We start from the raw sequence: 5,355 nt of genomic DNA on the forward strand, positions 1-5,355 counted from the left end.
CCCCCTCGACCCCGCCGACGCCGCCGCCTGGTGCGTCGGGCTGCTGCCGGAGGTCGACCGGTTCGCCGAGCAGCTCGCCGTGCTGACCGAGCCCGGCGACATCCCCGCCACCGGCTCCCCACAGATCGAGGGCTGGGCGCAGGCCCACGCCCGCGCGACCAGGAGGTTGTTCAGTGCCTGACCCCACCCGCTCGTTGCGCCTCGGGGTCTGCGGTCCCGTGGGCACCGGCAAGAGCTCCCTCATCGCCATGGTGTGCCGGGAGCTCGCCGGCAGCCTCCAGCTGGCGGTCGTCACCAACGACATCTACACCGACGAGGACGCCCGCTTCCTCCGCTCGGCCGGCGTCCTGCCGGAGGAGCGGATCGTGGGCGTCGAGACGGGCGCCTGCCCGCACACGGCGATCCGCGACGACGTCACGGCCAACCTGATCGCAGTCGAGGATCTCGAGCAGCGGTTCGCACCCCTCGACGTCGTCCTGGTCGAGTCCGGGGGCGACAACCTCACCGCCACCTTCTCCCCCGCGCTCGTGGACGCGCAGATCTTCGTGCTGGACGTCGCCGGCGGCGGTGACGTGGCCCGCAAGGGTGGCCCCGGCATCGAGCGCGCCGACCTGCTGGTGGTCAACAAGACCGACCTGGCGCCGTACGTCGGCGTCGACCTCGAGCGGATGGTGCACGACGCGCAGCAAGCCCGGCAAGGTCGCCCCGTGCTCGCGCTGTCCCGGAGCGACGCGGACTCCGTCGCCGCCCTGGCCGGCTGGGTCACCTCACGCCTCGCCGAGTTCCGGTCCGGCGGCCTGGTGCCCGTCGACCCGGGACCGATGGCGGCGCACTCCCACGGGCACTCCCATGCCCACGCTCACGCGCACTGAGGCGGAGGTCCGGTCCAGCCACCTGCGGGCGTTCCGGCTCCCCGCGGTCGGTGCCGTGGACCGGGTCGCCCTCGTCCCCGAGCAGGCGGTCCTGCTGGCCGGTGACCAGGTCACCGTCGCGGTGCGGGTGCCCGCCGGTCGCACGCTGGAGATCGTGGAGCCGGGTGGCACCGTCGCCTACGCGATGCGGGGGCTCCAGGCGCGCTGGGACGTGACGGTCGAGGTCGAGGAGGCCGGACGCCTGGTGTGGCGCGGCGAGCCGTTCGTGGTCGCCGCGGGTGCCGACGTACGCCGCACGCTGACCGTCGACCTGGCCGCGGCCGCGGCGCTCGTGCTGCGCGAGACGCTCGTGCTGGGCCGCTCGGGCGAGGACCCGGGGTGGCTCCGGTGCCGGACGGACGTCACCCGGGACCAGGCCCCCGTCCTCGTCGAGGAGCTCGACTCAGCGAGCGGTCTCGGCCCGCACCGGGTGCTGGACCAGGTGCTCCACGTCGGCTCGGTGAGCGTGGCCGACGAGCACACGATGGTCCTCGAGTCCGGTGACTCGCTGCACCGGTGGCTGGGCGCGGAGACGCACGCCAGCCCACTGCGCATGCCTCACTCGTCGGCGAGGCCCGAGTAGGCGACCACGCCGCGGCGCAGGGCCCGGACGACCTCGCGCGCGGTGTCGCGCAACGCCGAGTCGCCCGCCGCGTCCGCGACCTGGCCTGCCACGTCGAGCAGCTGCTTCATCCAGCGGACGAAGTCGCCGGCGGCGAGGTCGACCACGTTGAGGACGTCGTCGAGCTCATCGCCCTCGGCCCACCGGTACGCCGCCCAGGCGAACCCGAGGTCGGGCTGCCGGAGGAAGTCCAGGTGGTGCTCGCGCTCGAGCTCGTCGAGCTCGGCCCACAGCCTCACCATCTCGGCCACGACCTGCTTGACCGGCCCGCCCGGCATCCGGGGCGCCGAGGCGTCGTCCGGGCGCCGCGCCTCGAACACCAGCACGGAGAGCACCGCTGCCAGCTCGGGCACGGACAGGCCGTCCCACAGGCCCCGGCGCAGGCACTCGGCCGCGACCAGGTCGAGCTCGGAGTAGAGCCGCATCAGGTGCCGGCCCTGGTCGGTGACCCGGGTGTCGGCGCCCTCGGCCTCCAGGTAGCCGAGTCTGGTCAGGACCTCGCAGACCCGGTCGAACTGCCGGGCCACCGTGTTGGTGCGGCGCTCGACCCGGCGCCTCAGCGTCGCGGCGTCCCGCTCCAGCTTGAAGTAGCGCTCGGACCACCGGGCGTGGTCCTCGCGGTCCGGGCAGGCGTGGCAGGGATGCGCCTTGAGGTCGGCTCGCAGCGCCCCGATCTCGCGGTCGACCGGAGACGAGTCGAACCTGGAGTCGGACCTGCTCCGGTCCGAGCCGCCCCGCCGGCCTGGAGGCGGGGGCGCGAGGTCGTGGGTCCGGGCGCGCAGCGCCGAGGCCAGGTCCCGGCGCATCTGCGGGTTGCGGCCGTTGAACGACCTGGGCACCTTGATCCGGGCCAGTGACACCACCGGGGTCGGGAAGTCGACCATCGCCAGCCGCCGGGCCTGCCGGTCCGCGGTGACGACGTAGGGGCGCGGCCCCTCCGGCGAGAACCCCGGGTCGACCACGACGGCGTAGCCAGCGAACTTGCCGGCAGGCACCTGGATCACGTCGCCGGGCTTCAGCTGGGCGAGCGAGTCGAGCGCCTCCTCCCGGCGGTCGGCCCGCTTGGCCTTGCTGGCGCCCTTCTCCAGCTCGCCGATCCGCCGGCGCAGCGCGGCGTACTCCATGAAGTCGCCGAGGTGGCAGGCCGCGGCCTCGCGGTAGCCCTCGAGGGCCTCCTCGCTCTTGCGGAGCTGGCGGGCGAGCCCGACGACCGCGCGGTCGGCCTGGAACTGGGCGAACGACTGCTCGAGCAGCTCGCGTGAGGTCTCCCGGCCGAACTGGTGCACCAGGTTGACCGCCATGTTGTACGACGGCCGGAAGGACGACCGGAGCGGGTAGGTGCGGGTCGACGCGAGCCCGGCGACCTCGCGCGGGTTCATGCCCGGCTGCCACAGCACGACCCCGTGGCCCTCGGTGTCGAGACCGCGTCGGCCGGCGCGACCGGTGAGCTGGGTGTACTCCCCCGGGGTGATGTCGGCGTGCGTCTCGCCGTTCCACTTGCTGAGCTTCTCGATGACCACCGTCCGGGCCGGCATGTTGATGCCCAGGGCCAGGGTCTCGGTCGCGAACACCACCTTGCAGAGGCCGCGGACGAACAGCTCCTCGACCACCTGCTTGAACGCCGGCAGCATCCCGGCGTGGTGCGCGGCCACGCCACGGGTCAGGCCGTCCAGGAAGTCGTGGTACCCCAGCACGTGCAGGTCGTCCTCCGGCAGGTCCCGGCAGGAGGCTTCCACGTAGGCGAAGATCTCGTCCCGCTCCTCCGGCGAGGTGAGCCGGACGCCGGCGCTGAGGCACTGTGTCACCGCGGCGTCGCAGCCGACCCGGCTGAAGATGAAGACGATCGCGGGCAACAGGCCCTCGCGGTCGAGCCGGTCGACCACGTCGGCGCGGCTCGGGATCCAGACCCGGCGGCCGTTGCCGACCTGCCGGGGGTTCTTGGAGGAGCCCGGCCTGCCCTTGCGTGGCGACCGGCGGTCGCGCATCAGCCGGGTGCTGGCCCAGTCGTCCCGGGCGATCCGGACCAGCTCGTCGTTGACCGGTGCGCCCTCCTTGACGAAGCCCGCCGAGGCGTCGACGTCGGAGGACGCGAACAGGTCGAGGAGCCGCCGGCCGACCATCACGTGCTGGTAGAGCGGGACGGGGCGCCGCTCCTCCACGATCGTGGTCGTCTCGCCGCGGACGGTGGCCAGCCACTCGCCGAATTCCTCGGCGTTGGACACCGTGGCGGACAGGCTGATGACGGACACCGACTCCGGCAGGTGGATGATCACCTCCTCCCAGACGGCGCCGCGGGAGCGGTCGGCGAGGTAGTGCACCTCGTCCATCACGACGAACCCCAGCCCGAGCAGCGTCCGGGAGCCGGCGTAGAGCATGTTGCGGAGCACCTCAGTGGTCATCACCACGATCGGTGCCTCGCCGTTGACCACGTTGTCACCGGTGAGCAGGCCGACCTCCTCGGGCCCGTAGCGCTCGACCAGGTCGTGGAACTTCTGGTTGGACAACGCCTTGATCGGCGTGGTGTAGAAGCACTTGCGCCCGGTGGAGCGGGCCAGGTGGATGGCGAACTCCCCCACCACCGTCTTGCCCGAGCCGGTCGGGGCGGCGACCAGGACGCCGCGGCCCTCCTCGATCTCGTGGCACGCCTGCACCTGGAACGGGTCGAGCGGGAACGCGTAGAGGGACTGGAAGTCCTTGGTGACCGGGTGTCCCTTGTCCCGCTGGAACTCGGCGTACCGCTCCGACGGCGACCGCTCGTCGGTGCTCATGCCGCCCAGGATATGTACAGGGACCTACGCGTAGACGGTGAGCGCGCCCGGCACGCACTCGACGGTGAGCGGCAGCGCGCCGAACCGCTCGCCGTCGGCGTACGTCGTGATGCCGGGAGACGCGACGGTCACCTGGCGCACCCGGTGCCGTTCGTACTGCGGGTGGGTGACGTGGGTGCCCTTGAACAGCTTGGGGTAGGTCCGGACCAGCTCCCGGCGCCGCATCGGCTTGATGATGACCACGTCGAGCAGGCCGTCCTCGAGGCTCGCGCCCTCGGTGATCCGCAGCCCGCCCCCGAACGAGGGCCCGTTGCCGACTGAGACCATCATCGCCTCGACCCGGCGGGTCGCGCCGTCCAGGTCGAGCGTGTAGTGCAGCGGCGTGAACGTGCGCAGCTCGGCGACCGTGGCCAGGTTGTAGCGCATCTGGCCGCGGGGCCAGGTCATCCCGTTGGCCCGCTCGTTGACCACGGCGTCGAACCCCGCGCAGAGCACGGTCGTGTAGTACTTCGTGCCGCTGCGCGCCAGGTCGCTGGTGCGGGTCGCCCCGGCGACCACCCGGGCCGCGGCGGCGAGGGGGTCCTTGCGCGGCAGGTCGAAGTAGCGGGCCACGTCGTTGCCGGTGCCGGTCGGGATGATCCCCAGCGTCGTCTGCGTCCCCGCGACCGCATTGACGCCCAGGTGCACCATCCCGTCTCCGCCGATGACGACCAGCGCCTCGGTGCCCTGGGCCACCACCCCCCGGGCGAGGTCGAGCGCCTCGTCGGCGTCCCGGCCCTGGAGGTCCCGCACGTGCGCACCTGAGCCGGCCAGTCGGTCCCGGACGGCGGCGCGGGCCTTGGCACCCCGGCCCTTGCCCGCCGTGGGGTTGGTCAGGAGCGCGATCTCGCGGGGCACGTGTGGAGGGTAGTGCGTTCCTGCGGCTGGGGGTGGTGCCCGCGCGCGTGGCCGCTCCTTGGGTGGAGGGTGGTGCCCGCGCGCGTAGCAGGCCGGGTCTCCGCCTCTCCCGGCCTGCTGGCGGCGCGCTCAGCGGCAGGGCTCCGCCCCGCCGCCC

Annotated in this window: 4 protein-coding genes and 1 pseudogene; 3 read left to right on the forward strand and 2 right to left on the reverse strand. The window is 73.1% G+C overall.

Annotated features, from left to right (window positions below; translation table 11 throughout):
* The 3 genes and pseudogenes from JHD21_RS20320 to JHD21_RS20330 form a co-directional block, all read left to right on the forward strand.
* Window positions 1-181 (forward strand): annotated as a pseudogene (locus JHD21_RS20320) (urease accessory protein UreF); the annotation flags it as partial.
* Window positions 174-872, forward strand: coding sequence for an urease accessory protein UreG (ureG, locus tag JHD21_RS20325; protein WP_292679057.1), 699 nt, complete (start codon window positions 174-176; stop codon window positions 870-872). The pseudogene JHD21_RS20320 and the gene ureG, both read left to right, overlap by 8 nt.
* The gene (locus JHD21_RS20330; protein ID WP_292679060.1) at window positions 850-1,494 is read left to right on the forward strand and encodes an urease accessory protein UreD; all 645 of its coding nucleotides are present in this window, start codon (window positions 850-852) and stop codon (window positions 1,492-1,494) included. Before ureG ends, JHD21_RS20330 begins: the two co-directional genes overlap by 23 nt.
* On the opposite strand, the gene JHD21_RS20335 is transcribed toward JHD21_RS20330, so the two are convergent.
* Both JHD21_RS20335 and JHD21_RS20340 read right to left on the reverse strand, forming a co-directional pair.
* Window positions 1,470-4,301, reverse strand: coding sequence for a DEAD/DEAH box helicase (locus JHD21_RS20335; RefSeq protein ID WP_292679063.1), 2,832 nt, complete (start codon window positions 4,299-4,301; stop codon window positions 1,470-1,472). The genes JHD21_RS20330 and JHD21_RS20335 overlap by 25 nt on opposite strands.
* A 24-nt stretch (window positions 4,302-4,325) precedes the next feature.
* On the reverse strand, window positions 4,326-5,198 hold the full coding sequence (locus tag JHD21_RS20340; protein ID WP_292679066.1) for a YegS/Rv2252/BmrU family lipid kinase: 873 nt from the start codon (window positions 5,196-5,198) through the stop codon (window positions 4,326-4,328).
* Window positions 5,199-5,355: the final 157 nt, after the last annotated feature.

The sequence above is a fragment of the Nocardioides sp. genome, from assembly GCF_016462705.1.
Lineage (GTDB): Bacteria > Actinomycetota > Actinomycetes > Propionibacteriales > Nocardioidaceae > Nocardioides.

What these genes read in the sequence shown, in the direction of transcription:
- JHD21_RS20330 (WP_292679060.1), top strand. Translation starts at nt 850, where the DNA reads ATGCCCACGCTCACGCGCACTGAGGCGGAGGTCCGGTCCAGCCACCTG.
- JHD21_RS20335 (WP_292679063.1), bottom strand. Translation starts at nt 4,301, where the DNA reads ATGAGCACCGACGAGCGGTCGCCGTCGGAGCGGTACGCCGAGTTCCAG.